Below are 17047 nucleotides of genomic sequence, written 5' to 3' on the forward strand. Positions count from 1 at the left end.
GGAAGAGAAGCTGCGCTTCGCTATCCGTGAAGGCGGCCGCACCGTCGGTGCCGGCATCGTCGCATCGATCACTGAGTGATCGAAGCGGCGTTGCCGAAAGCGACCGACGCAGCCAATACCAAAACGGGCGCGAGCGCGTTTTGGCCCGGTGCCGGCATCGTCGCATCGATCACGGAGTGATCAGGCAGGAGCCATTGTCACAAATGACGATGGCGACACCTATAATTTTCAGGCGGGGCGCTGGAGACAGCGCCTCGTTTTTTGTGCCTGAAGGGTGAGGGGTCTGAAGGGTGAGGGACAATGGCGAGAGTGCTTCTTGGCCTGTTGATCGTTTTCGTGATTGCGGGGATGCCGCAGGCCTCGGCGGCGCGAAACTGTCCCGAACGTCCGCCGTGCAAAGGGTGCGGCTGCAAGGGCGGTCCCGGATATCGCGCGCCGGATGGCAAGTGCGTCAGTTTCAAAAACCTCCACCGCAAATGCGGCACACCGCCTGAAAAACGTTGTATCTTTGAAAACGCCCCAGGCACGGGAGCAAACAAAAGCTGCGCGTTGAAAAGTCCGCGAAAAAAGTGAGGTTTTCGGCGAATGAAGGCAAACTACTTCTTGAACTGAAAATGCGTTTGGGCAATAAGGGCGCCGATAGGGGTATAGCTCAGTTGGTAGAGCGGCGGTCTCCAAAACCGCAGGTCGGGGGTTCGAGCCCCTCTGCCCCTGCCAACATAGCATTGGAGATCCGGTTCAGATCGCCCTCGGGGCAACTCGTCGCCACAATCTTGCGTGGGGGCTTGCAAGAATCGGACTTCGGTTCTATGTAGATCAAACAGACACGCGGTGCGTGGAGCCGGGAAAGCGGCTTTACGCGCCTTTGTCGTATGGGTGGAGTATGAGAATCGATTCGGTTTTCATGTTTCTCCGTGGCTTGGGGCAGGCTTTGCCGGTCTCTTGCATCTCTCCCGATCGGATCGGGAACAATAAATAACCTGGCTTGCCAGGCTTCAGAACCAAGAGCGGCATATGGCGTCGAAAACCACGAATCCTTTCACGTTTCTTCAGCAGGTTCGGTCCGAAACCGCGAAAGTGACGTGGCCCTCGCGGCGTGAGACCTTGATCTCTACGGTGATGGTCATCGCATTCGCCACGCTGGCGGCCATCTTCTTCTTCGCTGCCGATCAGCTCATGGCCTATGGCATCGAGCTTATCCTTGGCATTGGCGCCTGACACTGGACGATTGACGGAGTGCGATTGAAATGACTGCGCGTTGGTACATCGTCCACGCCTATTCCAACTTTGAGAAGAAGGTTGCTGAATCCATCGAGGAGCAGGCCCGCCAGAAGGGATTGACCGGCAAGATCGAGCAGGTCGTTGTTCCGACCGAGAAGGTGGTGGAAGTGCGCCGTGGCCGCAAGGTCGACGCGGAGCGCAAGTTTTTCCCCGGTTACGTTCTCGTCAAGGCGCAGCTCACTGATGCCGTCTTTTCGATGATCAAGAACACGCCGAAAGTGACTGGCTTTCTTGGCGATTCCAAGCCGGTGCCGATCACCGAGGCGGAGGCTGAGCGCATTCTGACGCAGGTTCAGGAGGGCGTTGAGCGTCCCAAGCCCTCGGTCACCTTCGAGATCGGCGAGCAGGTGCGCGTCGCTGACGGGCCCTTTGCTTCCTTCAACGGTTCCGTTCAGGAAGTCGACGAGGAACGTTCGCGGCTCAAGGTCGAAGTTTCGATTTTTGGACGGGCGGTGCCCGTCGATCTGGAATTCGGTCAGGTCGAAAAGGGCTGACCGTGTTGCTCCTCACGGGGCTTCGTCGGTGGAAGGGAAGGGTGGCTTAGCCGGCTGCTGATTTCCGGACCACCAAACTGCAATGCCGGCCGATCCTTTGCGGGATGGTCGGCGTGAACGACAAGGCAGATGAGATATGGCTAAGAAAGTTGCAGGCCTGCTCAAGCTTCAGGTTCCCGCGGGTTCGGCGACGCCGTCGCCCCCGATTGGTCCTGCGCTTGGTCAGCGTGGCATCAACATCATGGAGTTCTGCAAAGCATTCAACGCGCAGACCCAGGAGATGGAGAAGGGTTCGCCGATTCCGGTCGTCGTGACCTACTACCAGGACAAGTCCTTCACCTTCACGATGAAGACGCCGCCGGTGAGCTACTTCCTCAAGAAGGCGATCAACCTGAAGTCGGGTTCCAAGGAGCCGGGCAAGTCGGTGGCTGGCAAGATTTCGCGTGCCAAGGTGCGTGAGATCGCTGAAGCCAAGATGAAAGACCTGAACGCGAACGACGTCGATGCGGCCATGCGCATGGTCGAGGGCTCTGCGCGTTCCATGGGCCTGGAAGTGGAGGGCTGACGATATGGCGACGAAACTTTCCAAGCGCGTGGCAAAGGCCCGTGAAGGTATTGATCGTGACAAGGAATACGCTCTCGATGAGGCCGTGGCGCTCCTGAAGGATCGCGCGACCGCCAAGTTCGATGAGACCATCGAGATCGCGATGAATCTCGGCGTTGATCCGCGCCATGCTGACCAGATGGTTCGCGGCGTTGTCAATCTGCCGAACGGCACGGGCCGCACGGTTCGCGTCGCTGTGTTCGCCAAGGGCGACAAGGCGGACGAGGCGAAGGCCGCCGGTGCAGACATCGTCGGTGCCGAGGATCTGGTGGAGATCGTCCAGAAGGGCGAGATCGACTTCGATCGCTGTATCGCGACACCGGACATGATGCCGCTGGTCGGTCGACTGGGTAAGGTGCTTGGCCCGCGCGGCCTCATGCCGAACCCGAAGGTCGGCACCGTGACGCCGGACGTTACGGCCGCTGTCAAGGCTTCCAAGGGCGGCGCCGTCGAGTTCCGCGTCGAGAAGGCCGGTATTGTGCATGCTGGCGTTGGCAAGGCGTCTTTCGATGCCAAGGCGATTGCTGAGAACGTACGTGCTTTTGCCGATGCGGTGATCAAAGCGAAGCCGGCTGGTGCGAAGGGCAACTACCTCAAGAAGGTTGCCATCACCTCGACCATGGGCCCTGGCCTGCGCATTGATGTGGCGAGCCTCACGGCTGCGTCCTGATGAGATTTCGGGGAGGGCGCTCCGGCGCCTTTCCCAAAGACTTTCCGCACCCTGGGGTGTGGAAGCCGGAAGGAAACTTCCGGAACATCCTGTCCGAGATTGCAGGCGGTTCGCCTTAATCCCTTTTCGGGGTCTGCATGAGACGGGTGGGACCGGAGACCGGGGCTTGCCCCGTTTGAAGGTTCGAACCGTGTTGGCCTTTTGTCCGATGCCGGAGTTCCGGTTGGCGAAAGGGGACAGGATCCTCGAGCGTCGCTTGGGTGATCCGAGTTTGCGGATGCCCTGCGGCAAAAGGCAAACCGGCGGATGTGTCTTTCGGGACTTTCCGTCAAATGGAGAAGGCAGTGGACAGAGCGGAAAAACGCGAATTCGTCGCGGATCTGAATCAGGTGTTCAGCAACACCGGTTCGGTCGTCGTGGCCCACTATGCCGGTCTGACCGTCGCACAGATGAACGATCTTCGTTCGAAAATGCGCGGGGCAGGTGGCACAGTCAAGGTTGCGAAAAACCGTCTCGCCAAAATCGCCCTTCAGGGAACCCCGTCCGAGAGCATTCAGGCCCTTTTCGAAGGCCAGACCCTGATTGCCTATTCGGACGATCCGGTTGTCGCTCCTAGGGTCGCCAATGACTTCGCCAAGGGCAATGACAAGCTTGTCATTCTCGGCGGTGCCATGGGTGAGACCGCGCTCGACGCCGACGGTGTGAAGGCACTCGCCTCGCTGCCGTCGCTGGACGAGCTCAGGGCAAAGCTGGTCGGCATGATTTCGACGCCGGCTACCCGGATCGCACAGGTTGTCAACGCGCCCGCGGGTCAGCTCGCGCGCGTCTTCGGCGCCTATTCCAAGAAGGACGAGGCGGCGTGATGCCGGTCCTCAAGACCAACAACACAGTTCGAACACAAAAGGAAATGTACAATGGCTGATCTTGCTAAGATCGTTGAAGACCTGTCGAGCCTGACCGTCCTCGAGGCGGCTGAGCTTTCGAAGATGCTTGAAGAGAAGTGGGGCGTCTCCGCTGCTGCGCCGGTGGCTGTTGCTGCTGCTGCAGGCGGTGCTGCCGGTGGCGAAGCTGCTGAAGAGAAGACCGAGTTCGACGTCGTTCTCGCCGATGCAGGCGCTCAGAAGATCAACGTCATCAAGGAAGTTCGCGGCATTACGGGTCTCGGCCTGAAGGAAGCCAAGGACCTCGTTGAGTCCGCCCCGAAGGCGATCAAGGAAGGCGTGTCCAAGGACGAAGCCGAGAAGATCAAAGAGCAGCTCGAAGGCGCTGGCGCCAAAGTCGAGCTGAAGTAATTCGGCGTCCGGCCCGCAGGGATTTTCGATCCGTGCGGGCCGGAACACTGAAGACGGAATCCAAACCTCTTTCCTGTGGGCCGCTCGCGGCTTTCAGGAAACGGGTTTTTATCCGTTTGGATTGACCGCCGGAACGGCGGTTCACGTGGTGCATGCAAGCCAGGCAGGGCAAGGAGCGACGATGGCCGAGACCCAAACGTTTAATGGTCGCAGGCGGGTACGCAAATTCTTCGGAAAGATTCCGGAAGTTGCGGAGATGCCGAACCTTATCGAGGTTCAGAAGGCATCCTATGACCAGTTCCTGATGGTCGAGGAGCCCGAGGGCGGGCGTCCTGACGAGGGGCTGCAGGCGGTGTTCAAATCGGTGTTCCCGATTTCGGACTTCGCCGGGACGGCGATGCTTGAATTCGTGAAATACGAATTCGAGGATCCCAAATTCGATGTTGACGAATGCCGGCAGCGCGATCTCACCTTCGCTGCGCCGCTCAAGGTGACGTTGCGCCTGATCGTGTTTGACGTCGATGAGGACACCGGCGCGAAGTCTATCAAGGACATCAAGGAGCAGGACGTCTACATGGGCGATATGCCGCTCATGACGTCGAACGGTACCTTCATCGTCAATGGCACCGAGCGCGTAATCGTTTCGCAGATGCACCGCTCGCCGGGCGTGTTCTTCGATCACGACAAGGGCAAGTCCCATTCGTCCGGCAAACTTCTGTTTGCCGCACGTGTCATTCCCTATCGTGGCTCCTGGCTCGACATCGAGTTCGATGCCAAGGACATCGTCCATGCGCGTATCGACCGCCGCCGCAAACTGCCTGCGACGTCGCTTCTTATGGCGCTTGGCATGGACGCTGAAGAGATCCTGTCGACCTTCTATGATCAGCTTACCTATGTGCGCGATGGTGAAAACTGGCGCGTTCCCTATACGGTTGAGCGTTTCAAGGGCCTGAAAGCCACAACGGACCTGATCGACGCCGACAGCGGCGAGGTGGTCGTTGAGGCTGGCAAGAAGATCACGGCACGCCAGGCGAAGCAGCTTGCCGAGAAGGGCCTGAAGGCCATCCGTGCCACTGAAGACGATCTTTTGGGCAACTATCTGGCCGAGGACATCGTCAACCCGGAAACGGGCGAGATCTTCCTTGAGGCTGGTGACGAGATCGATGAGAAGACGCTGAAGGTTCTGCTCGAGACGGGCGCGACCGAAGTGCATTTCCTCGACATCGACCACGTCAATGTGGGTGGCTACATCCGCAACACGCTGGCTGCCGACAAGAACGAGTCGCGTCAGGATGCGCTTTTTGACATCTACCGCGTCATGCGCCCGGGCGAGCCGCCCACGCTTGAGACGGCGGAGGCGATGTTCCACTCGTTGTTCTTCGATGCCGAGCGCTACGACCTTTCGGCCGTTGGCCGCGTCAAGATGAACATGCGTCTCGAACTGGACGCGGAAGACACCGTGCGCGTTCTGCGCAAGGAAGACATTGTTGCCGTGGTCAAGACGCTGGTCGAGCTGCGCGACGGCAAGGGCGAGATTGACGACATCGACAATCTCGGCAACCGCCGTGTGCGTTCTGTCGGCGAGCTGATGGAAAACCAGTACCGCGTCGGTCTGCTGCGCATGGAGCGCGCGATCAAGGAGCGTATGTCCTCGATCGAGATCGATACGGTCATGCCGCAGGACCTGATCAACGCCAAGCCGGCGGCTGCCGCCGTGCGCGAGTTCTTCGGTTCCTCGCAGCTCTCGCAGTTCATGGACCAGACCAACCCGCTCTCCGAGATCACCCACAAGCGCCGCCTTTCGGCGCTTGGACCGGGCGGTCTGACGCGTGAGCGCGCTGGCTTCGAAGTCCGCGACGTGCACCCGACCCACTATGGCCGGATTTGCCCGATCGAGACGCCGGAAGGCCCGAATATCGGTCTCATCAACTCGCTGGCCACCTTTGCCCGCGTCAACAAGTATGGCTTCATCGAAAGCCCGTACCGCAAGATCGTGGACGGCAAGGTTACGCAGGACGTGGTCTATCTCTCCGCGATGGAAGAGGCCAAGCACTATGTTGCCCAGGCCAATGCCTCCATCGGAGAGGATGGCAGCTTCACGGACGAGTTCGTCATCTGTCGCCACGCGGGCGAAGTGATGATGGCGCCGCGTGAAAACGTCGACCTGATGGACGTGTCGCCGAAGCAGCTTGTTTCGGTTGCGGCAGCGCTCATCCCGTTCCTGGAAAACGATGACGCCAACCGCGCTCTGATGGGCTCGAACATGCAGCGTCAGGCCGTGCCTCTGGTGCGGGCTGAAGCGCCGTTTGTCGGCACCGGCATGGAGCCGATTGTGGCACGCGATTCCGGCGCAGCGATCGCTGCTCGCCGCACCGGTGTCGTTGATCAGGTGGATGCGACTCGTATCGTTATCCGTGCAACGGAAGACGTGGACGCATCGCGTTCGGGTGTCGACATCTACCGCCTGATGAAGTTCCAGCGTTCCAACCAGAACACCTGCGTCAACCAGCGTCCGCTGGTGCGCGTCGGCGACCGGGTCAACAAGGGCGATATCATTGCGGACGGTCCTTCCACCGATCTTGGTGATCTGGCGCTTGGCCGGAACGTGCTCGTCGCGTTCATGCCCTGGAACGGCTACAACTACGAGGACTCCATCCTTCTGTCCGAGCGCATCGTTCGCGATGACGTTTTCACCTCCATTCACATCGAGGAATTCGAGGTGATGGCGCGTGACACGAAGCTTGGACCGGAAGAGATCACGCGTGACATTCCGAACGTTTCGGAAGAAGCGCTGAAAAACCTCGACGAAGCCGGTATTACCTATATCGGGGCCGAAGTTCAGCCAGGCGACATCCTGGTCGGCAAGATCACACCGAAGGGTGAAAGCCCGATGACGCCGGAAGAGAAGCTTCTGCGCGCCATCTTCGGTGAGAAGGCTTCGGATGTTCGCGACACCTCCATGCGCATGCCGCCCGGCACGTATGGTACCGTCGTTGAAGTGCGCGTCTTCAACCGCCACGGCGTTGAAAAAGACGAGCGCGCGATGGCCATCGAGCGCGAGGAAATCGAACGTCTCGCCAAGGACCGTGATGACGAGCAGTCGATCCTCGACCGCAACGTCTATGCGCGCCTTGCTGAGATGCTCGAAGGCAAGCAGGCGATTGCGGGCCCCAAGGGCTTCAAGAAGGGAACGACCCTTTCTGCCGAGGTTCTGGACGAGTATCCGCGGTCGCAGTGGTGGCAGTTTGCCGTCGAGGACGAGAAGCTTCAGGAAGCACTTGAAGCCATGCGTGCCCAGTATGACGAGTCCAAGAAGGCGCTCGAGCAGCGTTTCATGGACAAGGTCGAGAAGGTGCAGCGCGGCGACGAGATGCCTCCGGGCGTCATGAAGATGGTCAAGGTCTTTGTTGCCGTGAAGCGCAAGATGCAGCCCGGCGACAAGATGGCCGGCCGTCACGGAAACAAGGGTGTCGTGTCGCGCATCGTTCCGGTGGAAGACATGCCGTTCCTGGAGGATGGTCAGCATGTGGACATCGTGCTCAACCCGCTGGGTGTGCCGAGCCGCATGAATGTCGGTCAGATTCTGGAGACGCATCTGGGCTGGGCCTGCGCCGGTATGGGCAAGCAGATCGGTGAGCTGATCGACAGCTACAAGGAGAGCGGAGACATCAAGCCGCTGCGCCAGACAATCGAGGCGATCATTCCGGACAACGATCGAAATGAGCCAGTGCGTCAATATGACGATGAGAGCATCATTCGTCTGGGCGAGCAGATGCGTCGGGGCGTGTCCATCGCCACGCCGGTCTTCGACGGTGCACACGAGGCGGACGTCAACGACATGCTGGCGCAGGCTGGCATGCAGACCAGTGGCCAGGTCACGCTTTACGATGGACGCACGGGTGAGCCGTTCGACCGTCAGGTGACCGTCGGCTACATCTACATGCTGAAGCTGCACCACCTTGTGGACGACAAGATCCACGCCCGTTCGATCGGGCCGTACTCGCTCGTTACCCAGCAGCCGCTGGGCGGTAAGGCGCAGTTCGGCGGTCAGCGCTTCGGCGAGATGGAGGTCTGGGCACTCGAGGCCTATGGCGCTGCCTACACGCTGCAGGAAATGCTGACTGTGAAGTCGGATGACGTGGCTGGCCGTACCAAGGTCTATGAAGCCATCGTGCGCGGCGACGACACGTTCGAGGCAGGCATTCCTGAGAGCTTCAACGTTCTCGTCAAGGAAATGCGCTCTCTTGGCCTCAATGTGGAGCTTGAAAACTCCCGCATTGACGCAACCGAGACCGAGCAGCTGCCGGACGCTGCGGAATAAGCGTTATCGCGTGTCGCGGGGTCACTCTCGCGACACGCAATCGTCGTTCGCAAGGCAGCTTAGCGGCCAAGCATTTGAACCGGTGGGACACGCGGCGGCAGTCTTCACCGAAGTTTAAAAGGGACAAGGCGTCCCGAAAAGGAGATCGGCATGAACCAAGAGGTCATGAATCTTTTCAACCCTCAGGCGCCGGCACAGACTTTCGACTCGATCAGGATTTCTCTGGCCAGCCCAGAGAAGATCCTGTCCTGGTCGTATGGCGAGATCAAAAAGCCCGAGACCATCAACTACCGTACGTTCAAGCCCGAGCGTGACGGTCTTTTCTGCGCGCGCATCTTCGGTCCCATTAAGGACTACGAGTGCCTCTGCGGCAAATACAAGCGCATGAAGTACAAGGGCGTCATCTGTGAGAAGTGCGGCGTTGAAGTCACGCTGTCGCGGGTGCGCCGTGAGCGTATGGGCCACATCGAGCTGGCCGCTCCCGTCGCTCACATCTGGTTCCTGAAGTCGCTGCCTTCGCGTATCGGCACGCTGCTCGACATGACCCTGAAGGATATCGAGCGGGTTCTCTATTTCGAGAACTACATCGTGACCGAGCCGGGCCTTACTGCGCTTAAGGAAAATCAGCTTCTCTCGGAAGAAGAGTATCTGATCGCGGTCGACGAGTATGGCGAGGACCAGTTCACGGCCATGATCGGTGCCGAGGCGATCCATCACCTTCTGGAATCGATGGATCTCGACAAGATTGCCGGCGACCTGCGTTCGGAACTGGCGTCTACCACGTCTGAGCTGAAGCAGAAGAAGCTCTTGAAGCGGCTCAAGGTGGTCGAGAATTTCCTCGAGTCCGGTAATCGCCCTGAATGGATGATCATGAAGATCGTCCCGGTCATCCCGCCGGACCTGCGCCCGCTGGTTCCGCTGGATGGCGGTCGCTTCGCGACGTCCGATCTCAACGACCTTTACCGCCGTGTGATCAACCGCAACAATCGTCTGAAGCGCCTTATCGAGCTGCGTGCTCCGGGTATCATTATCCGCAACGAGAAGCGCATGCTTCAGGAGGCCGTCGACGCATTGTTCGACAATGGCCGTCGCGGACGTGTGATCACCGGTGCCAACAAGCGCCCGCTGAAGTCGCTTTCCGACATGCTGAAGGGCAAGCAGGGCCGCTTCCGCCAGAACCTGCTCGGCAAGCGCGTCGACTATTCGGGCCGTTCGGTGATCGTGACCGGTCCCGAGCTCAAGCTGCACCAGTGCGGCCTGCCGAAGAAGATGGCGCTCGAGTTGTTCAAGCCGTTCATCTACGCCCGTCTTGACGCAAAAGGCTACTCGTCCACCGTCAAGCAGGCGAAGAAGCTGGTCGAGAAAGAAAAGCCGGAGGTCTGGGATATCCTCGACGAGGTTATCCGCGAGCATCCTGTTCTTCTGAACCGCGCCCCGACGCTGCACCGTCTGGGCATTCAGGCGTTCGAACCCGTGCTGATCGAAGGCAAGGCGATCCAGCTTCACCCGCTGGTGTGTACAGCCTTCAACGCCGACTTCGACGGCGACCAGATGGCCGTGCATGTGCCGCTTTCGCTGGAAGCACAGCTTGAAGCACGCGTGCTCATGATGTCGACCAACAACATCCTGCACCCGGCCTCCGGCGCACCGATCATCGTGCCGTCGCAGGACATGGTTCTCGGACTCTACTACCTGTCCATCATGAACCAGAACGAGCCGGGCGAGGGCATGGTCTTTGCCGACATGGGCGAATTGCACCATGCGCTGGAGAACAAGGTCGTTACGCTGCACACCAAGATCAAGGGCCGGTTCAAGACCGTCGACGCGGAAGGCAATCCTGTGTCGCAGATCCACGAGACAACGCCTGGCCGTATGATTGTGGGCGAGCTTCTGCCGAAGAATCACAATGTGCCTTTCGACATCTGCAATCAGGAACTGACCAAGAAGAACATCTCCAAGATGATCGATACGGTCTATCGTCACTGCGGGCAGAAAGAGACAGTGATCTTCTGTGACCGGGTGATGCAGCTTGGCTTCAGCCACGCCTGTCGTGCTGGCATCTCCTTCGGCAAGGATGACATGGTTATCCCTGATACCAAGGAGAAGCTGGTTGCCGAGACCGAGGCGCTCGCCAAGGAATATGAGCAGCAGTACAATGACGGCCTGATCACGCAGGGCGAGAAGTACAACAAGGTCGTCGATGCCTGGGCCAAGTGCTCGGAGAAGGTCGCCGACGAGATGATGAAGCGCATTAAGGCGGTCGAGTTCAACGAAGACGGTCGCCAGAAGCCGATGAATTCGGTCTATATGATGTCGCATTCCGGTGCCCGTGGTTCGCCGGCGCAGATGCGTCAGCTTGCCGGCATGCGTGGCCTGATGGCCCGTCCGGACGGCTCCATCATCGAGACGCCGATCATCTCGAACTTCAAGGAAGGCCTGACCGTGATGGAGTACTTCAACTCCACCCACGGTGCCCGTAAGGGGCTGGCCGACACGGCTCTGAAGACGGCAAACTCGGGCTACCTGACCCGTCGTCTGGTTGACGTTGCGCAGGACTGCATCGTCACCGTACCGGATTGCGGCACCGACAAGGGCCTGACCATGCAGCCGATCGTGGATGCCGGTCAGGTGGTCGCTTCCATCGGTCAGCGTGTGCTGGGCCGTACGGCGCTTGATGACATCATCAACCCGGCCACGGACGAGGTCATCGTTTCGGCAGGGCGTCTGATCGACGAGCGTGATGTCGAGGCGATCGAAAAGGCTGGTATCCAGACTGTTCGCATTCGCTCGGCGCTCACCTGTGAGGTGCGCAACGGTGTTTGTGCGGTCTGCTATGGCCGTGACCTGGCACGCGGTACGCCGGTCAATATCGGTGAGGCGGTCGGCGTTATCGCCGCCCAGTCCATCGGTGAACCGGGCACCCAGCTCACCATGCGTACCTTCCACATGGGCGGTACGGCGCAGGTGGTTGACCAGTCGTTCCTGGAAGCTTCCTTCGAAGGTACGGTCAAGATCCGCAACCGCAATGTGGTGCGCAACTCGGAAGGCGATCTCATCGTGATGGGCCGCAATATGGCGGTTCTTATCCTTGATGAGAACGGTGAGGAGCGTGCAAGCCACCGCCTGACCTACGGCTCGCGTCTCTTCATCGACGAGGGCGACAAGGTGAAGCGCGGTCAGCGTATTGCCGAGTGGGATCCTTATACGCGTCCGATGCTGACCGAGGTGGAAGGCACCGTCGCGTTCGAGGATCTGGTCGACGGTGTGTCGGTTCAGGAAACGGCCGACGAGTCGACCGGTATCACCAAGCGCGAAGTCATCGATTGGCGCTCGACGCCGCGCGGTACCGACCTGAAGCCGGCGCTGACGGTTCTGGACGCCAAGGGCAAGGTGGCCAAGCTTGCCCGCGGCGGCGATGCACGATTCCTGCTGTCGGTCGAAACGGTTCTCTCCGTGGAGCCGGGTTCGAAGGTCAAGCCGGGTGACGTGATTGCTCGTATTCCGACCGAGAGCGCGCGCACCAAGGACATCACCGGTGGTCTGCCGCGCGTTGCGGAACTGTTCGAGGCTCGTCGTCCGAAGGATCACGCCATCATCGCCGAGATCGATGGCACGATCCGCTTCGGTCGCGACTACAAGAACAAGCGCCGCATCGTCATCGAGCCGCATGACTCGACGCTGGAGCCCGCGGAATATCTTATTCCCAAGGGTAAGCCGTTCCATCTTCAGGACGGCGACCAGATCGAGAAGGGTGATTTCATCCTCGACGGCAACCCGGCACCGCACGACATCCTGGCAATCAAGGGTGTGGAGGCGCTGGCTTCCTACCTGGTCAACGAGATCCAGGAAGTTTACCGGTTGCAGGGCGTGTTGATCAACGACAAGCACATCGAGGTGATCGTTCGCCAGATGCTGCAGAAGATCGAGATCACGGCACAGGGCGACTCGACCTACATTCCGGGCGACCATGTCGACTCGGTCGAGTTCGAGGAGATCAACGAGCGTCTGGTCGAAGAGGGCAAGAAGCCGGCCGAGGGCCAGCCGGTCCTTCTGGGCATTACCAAGGCTTCGCTGCAGACTCCGTCCTTCATCTCCGCGGCCTCCTTCCAGGAGACCACGCGTGTGCTGACCGAGGCGGCTGTCGCCGGCAAGATCGACACGCTGCAGGGCCTCAAGGAGAACGTCATTGTCGGACGCCTTATCCCGGCCGGTACGGGTGGCGCCATGAGCCAGGTTCGTCGGATCGCGCGCTCACGCGATGATCTGATCCTGGACGAACGGCGCAAGAGCTCCGGCGCGGAAACCGCCGATCCCATGATCGCGGACATGACGACGAGCGCCGCCGAGTAAGGCTCGCGTTAGAAACAACTGAAAAAGGCCGTCGGGGTGATCCGGCGGCCTTTTTTGTAATGCATGATGATCGGTGAGAACCGCAGTGGATAAGCTATGGAGCCAATGCAGGCGTCTCAGACCGGCTCGTCAAACGTAACGATGGCGATTTCGCCTTCAAGTGCACCCTGCCAGGCGGAAAGATGGGGCTCCTCGTCCGGCTCACCTTCCATATCTCCGATCCGATCAAGTTCGGCTTCTGCGTAGCCTTCCCGTGCCAGGGCCTCCAGGGCCAGCCGCACTGCCGTGTCGTCATCTGGAGCAAGCAGCATGATATGCACGCCCTCGCTTTCCTCGCCTTTTTCACGCCAGACCCGACCGGTGATGATGGTGACTGCGCGCTCTTCAGATTCGTTCATTGTCTTTCCTGATTCTTGCAGGTCAGCGAATGCCCCTGTTAGGGCTCGTTTTTTCGCATGGACCCTCTGAAAATGACAGAGGAGACGCGTGGTTTCGCTTCGAAAAGACGTCTGTTTGGGTAATATTCTGTCTTAACGGCCAACAAGTGGCTCGAAGCAGGCCCATGCGCCATATAATTGCGCAGGTGGGGTTGACGGTTAACCGACATACGAGTAATACCCGCTTCGTCCGAGCCGATGTGAGGCTTTTTCTTTCGGGGCGACACGCCCTGGATCAGGTCTCAAACAGGGTTCGTTTTTGCGAGCGACAGAATTTGCGGCGCATGAAGCGGAAACGCTTCCTCTGCTGTATGTCCGGGCAAGACCGTTAATGCGGTTTGCGGCCCGGATTTATGCATGAACGCAGACTGTTCTTGAAGCGGCCCTCGGGCTTGAGACACGGAATTGTAACAAGGGAAGGTTTGATGCCTACCGTTAACCAGTTGATCCGCAAGCCGCGCATTGCGCCGGTTAAGCGCAATAAGGTTCCGGCCATGCAGGCCAACCCGCAGAAGCGGGGCGTATGTACGCGCGTTTACACAACGACGCCGAAGAAGCCGAACTCGGCTATGCGCAAGGTGGCAAAGATCCGCCTCGCCAACGGGTTTGAGGTCATCGGTTATATCCCGGGTGAGGGGCATAATCTTCAGGAGCACTCCGTGGTGATGATCCGCGGCGGCCGCGTGAAGGACCTTCCGGGTGTGCGCTACCACATTATCCGTGGCGTGCTCGACACCCAGGGTGTGAAGAACCGCAAGCAGCGTCGTTCGAAATACGGCGCCAAGCGTCCGAAGTAGGTTTCCCGGCTTCGGCGCTTTGTTTTTGAGCCGGGCCTTCGAAGGTAAGAGACGAAAAACATGTCCCGACGCCATCGCGCAGAAAAGCGAGAGATCAACCCCGATCCGAAATTCGGTGACACGGTTGTTACGAAATTCATGAACGCCATCATGCTTGATGGCAAGAAGTCCGCTGCGGAGCGTATCGTTTACGGTGCGTTCGAGCAGGTGGAAGAGAAGCTGAAGCAGGAGCCTGTTGGTGTTTTCCATCAGGCGCTGGAGAATGTCGCTCCGCACGTCGAGGTTCGTTCCCGCCGTGTTGGTGGTGCAACCTACCAGGTGCCGGTCGATGTTCGTCCGGAGCGTCGTCAGGCGCTGGCCATTCGCTGGCTGATTTCTGCGGCACGCAAGCGCAACGAGACGACCATGGTCGATCGCCTGTCTGGCGAGTTGCTCGATGCAGCCAACAATCGCGGCACTGCCGTCAAGAAGCGCGAAGACACGCACAAGATGGCGGAAGCCAACCGCGCGTTCTCGCACTACCGCTGGTAGCCTTACGGATCGAAGAGGTACACGACGATGTCCCGCGAATATAAGCTCGAAGACTACCGCAATTTCGGTATCATGGCGCATATCGACGCCGGCAAGACGACGACGACCGAGCGCATTCTTTTCTATACCGGCAAGTCTCACAAGATCGGCGAAGTGCACGACGGCGCTGCGACGATGGACTGGATGGAGCAGGAGCAGGAGCGCGGGATCACGATCACGTCTGCTGCCACGACCACCTTCTGGGAAGGCCGTGATGGCAAGAAGCGCCGCTTTAACATCATTGACACGCCCGGGCACGTCGACTTCACCATTGAAGTCGAGCGTTCGCTGCGCGTTCTCGATGGTGCGGTTGCTCTGCTCGATGCCAACGCCGGTGTTGAGCCCCAGACGGAAACCGTTTGGCGCCAGGCTGACAAGTACCGCGTTCCGCGCATGATCTTCTGTAACAAGATGGACAAGATCGGAGCCGACTTCTATCGTTCGGCCGAGATGGTCAAGACCCGTCTTGGTGCGCAGGCTGTTGTTATGCAGCTGCCGATCGGTGCTGAGAACGACTTCGCCGGCGTTGTCGACCTGATCGAAATGAAGGCGCTTGTCTGGCAGTCCGAGAATCTTGGCGCTGCCTGGGACGTCGTTGATATTCCGGCCGATCTTCAGGAGAAGGCGGAAGAATATCGCGAGATGCTCATCGAAGCCGCCGTTGAAATGGATGAGGCTGCGATGGAGCGTTATCTCGAAGGTGAAATGCCTTCGAATGACGAGATCCGTAAGCTGATCCGCAAGGGCACGATCGAGGTCAAGTTCTTCCCGATGTTCTGTGGCTCTGCCTTCAAGAACAAGGGCGTGCAGCCGCTGCTCGACGCCGTTGTCGACTTCCTGCCGTCGCCGCTCGATGTTCCCTCGATCAAGGGCATCGATCCGAAGACGGAAAGCGAAATCGCGCGCAAGTCTTCGGATGAAGAGCCGCTTTCCATGCTGGCCTTCAAGATCATGAACGACCCCTTCGTTGGCTCGCTCACCTTCTGCCGCATCTATTCGGGTGTGCTGAACAAGGGTGCCTCGCTCGCCAACACGGTGAAGGACAAGCGTGAGCGCATCGGCCGCATGCTGCAGATGCACTCGAACTCCCGCTCCGACCTGGAAGTGGCTTATGCAGGCGACATTGTTGCTCTGGCCGGCCTCAAGGAAACCACGACGGGCGATACGCTTTGCGATCCCACGAAGCCGGTCATTCTGGAACGTATGGAGTTCCCGGATCCGGTGATCCAGATCGCGATCGAACCGAAGACCAAGGGCGACCAGGAAAAGATGGGCCTCGCGCTCAACCGCCTTGCTGCCGAGGATCCGTCCTTCCGCGTCAAATCCGACGAAGAATCCGGTCAGACCATCATTGCCGGCATGGGCGAGCTTCACCTCGACATCATCGTCGATCGCCTGAAGCGCGAGTTCAAGGTCGAGGCCAATGTTGGTGCACCGCAGGTTGCTTACCGTGAGACGATCACCCGCGAAGCGGAAGTCGACTACACGCACAAGAAGCAGTCCGGTGGTTCCGGCCAGTTCGCCCGCGTCAAGATTGTGTTCGCGCCGAACACCGAGAGCGAGGAATTCGAATTCGAATCCAAGATCGTCGGCGGTTCTGTTCCGAAAGAATACATTCCCGGCGTCCAGAAGGGCATCGAGAGCGTTCTTTCTTCCGGTCCGGTTGCAGGCTTCCCGATGCTTGGCGTGAAAGCAACGCTTATCGACGGTGCCTATCACGATGTCGACTCGTCGGTTCTGGCCTTCGAAATCGCTGCTCGCGCAGCATTCCGCGAAGGCGCACAGAAGGCTGGTGCACAGCTTCTCGAGCCGATCATGAAGGTCGAAGTCGTGACGCCGGAAGAGTATGTGGGCAGCATCATCGGTGACCTGAACGGGCGTCGTGGCCAGATTCAGGGCCAGGAAGCACGCGGCATTGCCACGGTGATCAACGCCATGGTGCCGCTGGCCAACATGTTCAAATACGTCGACACACTGCGTTCGATGTCTCAGGGCCGCGCCCAGTACACGATGCAGTTCGATCACTACGAGCCGGTTCCCAGCGCGGTGGCGCAGGAGATCCAGAAGAAATACGCGTAATCCGCTCAGACACGTTTGTTACGGATTATCGAGAGTTGAAAGAGCCCGAACGGGCACAAGGAATGGAGAGCTCACATGGCCAAAGGTAAATTTGAGCGTACGAAGCCGCATGTGAACATCGGCACGATTGGTCACGTTGACCACGGCAAGAC

12 protein-coding genes, 1 tRNA gene and 2 pseudogenes are annotated in these 17047 nt (G+C 59.2%); 14 read left to right on the top strand and 1 reads right to left on the bottom strand.

Annotated features, from left to right (window positions below; genetic code table 11):
• From H7H48_RS19960 to rpoC, 10 genes and pseudogenes are all read left to right on the top strand, one after another.
• Positions 1-79 (top strand): annotated as a pseudogene (locus tag H7H48_RS19960) (elongation factor Tu); the annotation flags it as partial.
• Positions 80-641: 562 nt separating this feature from the next.
• Positions 642-717 (top strand) — tRNA-Trp (locus H7H48_RS19965).
• Between the two features lie 297 nt (positions 718-1014).
• Positions 1015-1218, top strand: a complete 204-nt coding sequence (secE, locus tag H7H48_RS19970; protein ID WP_007010606.1) for a preprotein translocase subunit SecE — start codon at positions 1015-1017, stop codon at positions 1216-1218.
• Positions 1219-1247: 29 nt separating this feature from the next.
• Entirely contained in the window at positions 1248-1775 is a 528-nt protein-coding gene (gene nusG, locus H7H48_RS19975; RefSeq protein ID WP_229450902.1) for a transcription termination/antitermination protein NusG, read from the top strand.
• 136 nt (positions 1776-1911) lie between these two features.
• On the top strand, positions 1912-2340 hold the full coding sequence (gene rplK / locus H7H48_RS19980) for a 50S ribosomal protein L11 (protein WP_229450903.1): 429 nt from the start codon (positions 1912-1914) through the stop codon (positions 2338-2340).
• Between the two features lie 4 nt (positions 2341-2344).
• A complete protein-coding gene (rplA, locus tag H7H48_RS19985) occupies positions 2345-3049 on the top strand; it encodes a 50S ribosomal protein L1 (protein ID WP_229450904.1) in 705 nt (234 codons plus the stop codon).
• A 344-nt stretch (positions 3050-3393) separates the two neighbouring features.
• Positions 3394-3912 carry a 50S ribosomal protein L10 gene (gene rplJ, locus H7H48_RS19990; protein ID WP_229450905.1) on the top strand — a complete coding sequence of 173 codons (519 nt, stop codon included), beginning with the start codon at positions 3394-3396 and terminating at the stop codon, positions 3910-3912.
• Between the two features lie 51 nt (positions 3913-3963).
• A complete protein-coding gene (gene rplL / locus H7H48_RS19995) occupies positions 3964-4341 on the top strand; it encodes a 50S ribosomal protein L7/L12 (RefSeq protein ID WP_229450906.1) in 378 nt (125 codons plus the stop codon).
• 181 nt (positions 4342-4522) lie between these two features.
• Entirely contained in the window at positions 4523-8662 is a 4140-nt protein-coding gene (gene rpoB, locus H7H48_RS20000) for a DNA-directed RNA polymerase subunit beta (protein ID WP_229450907.1), read from the top strand.
• 150 nt (positions 8663-8812) lie between these two features.
• Positions 8813-13012, top strand: a complete 4200-nt coding sequence (gene rpoC / locus H7H48_RS20005; RefSeq protein ID WP_229450908.1) for a DNA-directed RNA polymerase subunit beta' — start codon at positions 8813-8815, stop codon at positions 13010-13012.
• A gap of 116 nt (positions 13013-13128) precedes the next feature.
• Here the strand turns inward: rpoC and H7H48_RS20010 are convergent, their stop codons facing one another.
• Positions 13129-13410, bottom strand: coding sequence for a transcriptional regulator (locus tag H7H48_RS20010; protein ID WP_229450909.1), 282 nt, complete (start codon positions 13408-13410; stop codon positions 13129-13131).
• 464 nt (positions 13411-13874) lie between these two features.
• Between H7H48_RS20010 and rpsL the strand changes: the two genes are divergently transcribed.
• From rpsL to H7H48_RS20030, 4 genes and pseudogenes are all read left to right on the top strand, one after another.
• A complete protein-coding gene (gene rpsL, locus H7H48_RS20015; protein WP_007010616.1) occupies positions 13875-14246 on the top strand; it encodes a 30S ribosomal protein S12 in 372 nt (123 codons plus the stop codon).
• Between the two features lie 60 nt (positions 14247-14306).
• Positions 14307-14777 (top strand): 30S ribosomal protein S7, encoded by a 471-nt coding sequence (gene rpsG, locus H7H48_RS20020; protein WP_229450910.1) that lies wholly within the window; start codon positions 14307-14309, stop codon positions 14775-14777.
• Between the two features lie 27 nt (positions 14778-14804).
• Complete coding sequence (gene fusA / locus H7H48_RS20025) at positions 14805-16895, top strand: elongation factor G (RefSeq protein WP_229450911.1); 2091 nt, start codon at positions 14805-14807, stop codon at positions 16893-16895.
• 75 nt (positions 16896-16970) lie between these two features.
• Positions 16971-17047: pseudogene (locus tag H7H48_RS20030) on the top strand (elongation factor Tu); the annotation flags it as partial.

The organism is Nitratireductor sp. B36, assembly GCF_020833685.1.
Taxonomy (GTDB): Bacteria; Pseudomonadota; Alphaproteobacteria; order Rhizobiales; family Rhizobiaceae; genus Nitratireductor.

What these genes read in the sequence shown, in the direction of transcription:
- rpsL (WP_007010616.1), top strand. Translation starts at nt 13,875, where the DNA reads ATGCCTACCGTTAACCAGTTGATCCGCAAGCCGCGCATTGCGCCGGTT.
- nusG (WP_229450902.1), top strand. Translation starts at nt 1,248, where the DNA reads ATGACTGCGCGTTGGTACATCGTCCACGCCTATTCCAACTTTGAGAAG.
- H7H48_RS20010 (WP_229450909.1), bottom strand. Translation starts at nt 13,410, where the DNA reads ATGAACGAATCTGAAGAGCGCGCAGTCACCATCATCACCGGTCGGGTC.
- rpoB (WP_229450907.1), top strand. Translation starts at nt 4,523, where the DNA reads ATGGCCGAGACCCAAACGTTTAATGGTCGCAGGCGGGTACGCAAATTC.
- fusA (WP_229450911.1), top strand. Translation starts at nt 14,805, where the DNA reads ATGTCCCGCGAATATAAGCTCGAAGACTACCGCAATTTCGGTATCATG.
- secE (WP_007010606.1), top strand. Translation starts at nt 1,015, where the DNA reads ATGGCGTCGAAAACCACGAATCCTTTCACGTTTCTTCAGCAGGTTCGG.
- rpoC (WP_229450908.1), top strand. Translation starts at nt 8,813, where the DNA reads ATGAACCAAGAGGTCATGAATCTTTTCAACCCTCAGGCGCCGGCACAG.
- rplK (WP_229450903.1), top strand. Translation starts at nt 1,912, where the DNA reads ATGGCTAAGAAAGTTGCAGGCCTGCTCAAGCTTCAGGTTCCCGCGGGT.
- rpsG (WP_229450910.1), top strand. Translation starts at nt 14,307, where the DNA reads ATGTCCCGACGCCATCGCGCAGAAAAGCGAGAGATCAACCCCGATCCG.
- rplL (WP_229450906.1), top strand. Translation starts at nt 3,964, where the DNA reads ATGGCTGATCTTGCTAAGATCGTTGAAGACCTGTCGAGCCTGACCGTC.
- rplA (WP_229450904.1), top strand. Translation starts at nt 2,345, where the DNA reads ATGGCGACGAAACTTTCCAAGCGCGTGGCAAAGGCCCGTGAAGGTATT.